This window comes from Nocardia farcinica, assembly GCF_029867845.1.
Classification (GTDB): Bacteria; Actinomycetota; Actinomycetes; order Mycobacteriales; family Mycobacteriaceae; genus Nocardia; species Nocardia farcinica_A.
Map to the genome: position 1 here is coordinate 1 of NZ_JARWRU010000121.1, position 2527 is coordinate 2527.

At 73.8% G+C, this 2527-nt stretch carries 2 protein-coding genes; both read left to right on the plus strand.

What is annotated here, in order from left to right; translation table 11 throughout:
- Positions 1 to 922: GtrA family protein (locus QH283_RS02345; RefSeq protein WP_280501369.1), on the plus strand; the 922-nt coding region annotated here is incomplete at its 5' end.
- 32 nt (positions 923 to 954) lie between these two features.
- Positions 955 to 2527, plus strand: a 1573-nt coding sequence (locus QH283_RS02350) for an ArnT family glycosyltransferase (protein WP_280501370.1), incomplete at its 3' end; no start/stop codon positions are given.

Consider the following 2527-nt stretch of genomic DNA (forward strand, 5'->3'; position numbering starts at 1 on the left):
GCGCGGACCCAAGCGCGAGATCATCTCCCGCTGCTACAACCTCATCCTCAAGGCCGCGCTGCGCGCCCGCGTCTCGGCCGCGCAGTGCGGCTTCAAGGCGGTCCGCGCCGAGGTGGCGCAGTGCCTGCTGCCGCTGGTCGAGGACGACGAGTGGTTCTTCGACACCGAACTGCTCGTGCTCGCCGAGCAAGCCGGGCTGCGCATCCACGAGGTGCCGGTCGACTGGATCGACGACCCGGACAGCCGCGTCGACATCCTCGACACCGCCCGCAAGGACCTGCGCGGGGTGTGGCGGCTGGCCAGGGCGATCGCCACCGGCACGCTGCCGCTGGACGAGCTGCGCGCCGCCATCGGCCGGGAGCCACTGGTTCCCGGCGTCCCACTCGGCATGGTCGGGCAGCTGGTGCGTTTCGCGCTGGTGGGACTCGGCTCGACTCTCGCCTACGCCCTGCTGTATCTGCTGCTGCGGCCCGCCGTCGGCGCGCAGACGGCCAATTTCGCCGCGCTGCTGCTGACCGCGGTCGCCAATACCGCCGCCAATCGCGCCTGGACCTTCGGTGTGCGCGGGTCGGCGCGGGCGCTCACCCACCAGTTCCAGGGCCTGCTCGTCTTCTGCTTCGGCCTGACGGTGACCAGCGGCGCGCTGTTCGCCCTGCACCACTGGGCCGCCCGCGCCCCCGTCCTGGTCGAACTCGCCGCGCTGGTGGCGGTCAACCTGGTCGCCACGATCGCTCGTTTCATCGGCCTGCGCTGGGTGTTCCGCGACGCGGGCAGCCGGTCGCATCGGCCGCCGCACCCGGCGGCGCCACCACGCCGCCCCGCCGAGCGGATCACCACGATCGCCGTGGCCGGGGCATTTCCCGTCGCCACACCGGGGGCAGCCGCGCTCGTCCGCGGTGACACCCCGGGAGCCGCCCGGTGACCGCCCCGCTCACCCGGCGCGCGACGCGCGAGATCGGCCGCGCGGCACGCACGCACGGCACCGTCCGCCGCGAACACGTCCTGGTGACACTGCTTCTGGTCGGCACGGCCGCCGCCTACCTGTACAACCTGTCCGCCAACGGCTGGGCGAACGCCTTCTATTCCGCTGCCGTGCAGGCGGGTTCGCAGTCGTGGAAGGCCTTCTTCTTCGGCTCCTCCGACCCGGCGAACTCCATCACCGTCGACAAGCCGCCCGCCGCGCTGTGGCCGATGGCGCTGTCGGCGCGGCTGTTCGGGCTCAACAGCTGGAGCATGCTGGTGCCGCAGGTGCTGCTCGGCGTCGGCAGTGTGGCGCTGCTGTGGGCGACGGTGCGGCGGGTCTTCGGTTCGGCGGCCGGGCTGCTGGCCGGGCTGGTGCTCGCGGTGACACCGGTGGCGGCGCTGATGTTCCGCTTCAACAATCCCGAGGCGCTGCTGGTGTTCCTGATGGTCGCGGCGGCCTGGGCGATGACGCGCGCGGTGGCCGACGGCCGCTGGTGCCGGCTGGCGCTGACCGGGGCGTTCATCGGTTTCGGTTTCCTGGCCAAGCAGTTGCAGGTGCTGCTGGTGGTCCCCGCGGCGGCGCTGACCTACCTGATCGCCGGGCCGCCCGCCCTCGGCAAGCGCATCGCTCAGCTGTTCGCCGCGGGCGCGGCCATGGTGGTCGCCGCGGGCTGGTGGCTGCTGGCGGTGGAGCTGTGGCCCGCGGATTCGCGGCCGTGGATCGGCGGCTCGCAGCACAATTCGATCATCGAACTCACCCTCGGCTACAACGGCCTGGGCAGGCTCAACGGTCACGAGAACGGCAGCGCCGACCCCGGCGGCGGTCCGCCGTCCGGCCGTCCGGGCATCCGGGGCGAGACCGGTCTCACCCGCATGTTCGACCACGCCCAGGGCGGTCAGATCGCCTGGCTGCTCCCCGCCGCTCTCGTCCTGCTCGCCACCGGCCTGGCCCTGCGCGCCGGGGCCCCGCGCACCGACGACCGGCGCGCCGCCCTGATCCTGTGGGGCGGCTGGCTGCTCGTCACCGGCCTGGTCTTCAGCTTCATGCAGGGGATCTTCCACCAGTACTACACCGTGGCGCTGGCCCCCGGCATCGCCGCGCTCGTCGGCGGCGGGACGGTCACGGCCTGGCGGGAACGCCACCGGCCGATGGTGCGCCTCGCCCTCGCCGCAGCGGTCGGATCGACCACCGCGACCGCGTGGATGCTGTTGTCGCGCAGCGTGGATTTCCTGCCCTGGCTGCGCTGGGCGGTGCTGGTGAGCGGAGGAGCCGCCGTGCTCGGCGTGCTCGTCGGCCCGGCGATCCGGGCGCCGAGGGGTGACGGTGACACCCGAGGCCGGGTGCGGCATCGCGTGCCCGTCCCCGGACCGCGCACGGCGCGAGCGGCTCTGGCGATCGCCGTGGCCTTCGCGACCCTCGCCGGCCCCGTGGCCTACACCGCGCAGACCCTCACCGGCTCCCATCGCGGCTCGATCCCGCTCGCCGGCCCCGACACCGGCGGCCGGGGCGGACCGAACGGACCACGCCCGTCCGGCGGCACGCTCGCCGTGCCTGGCCCGGTAC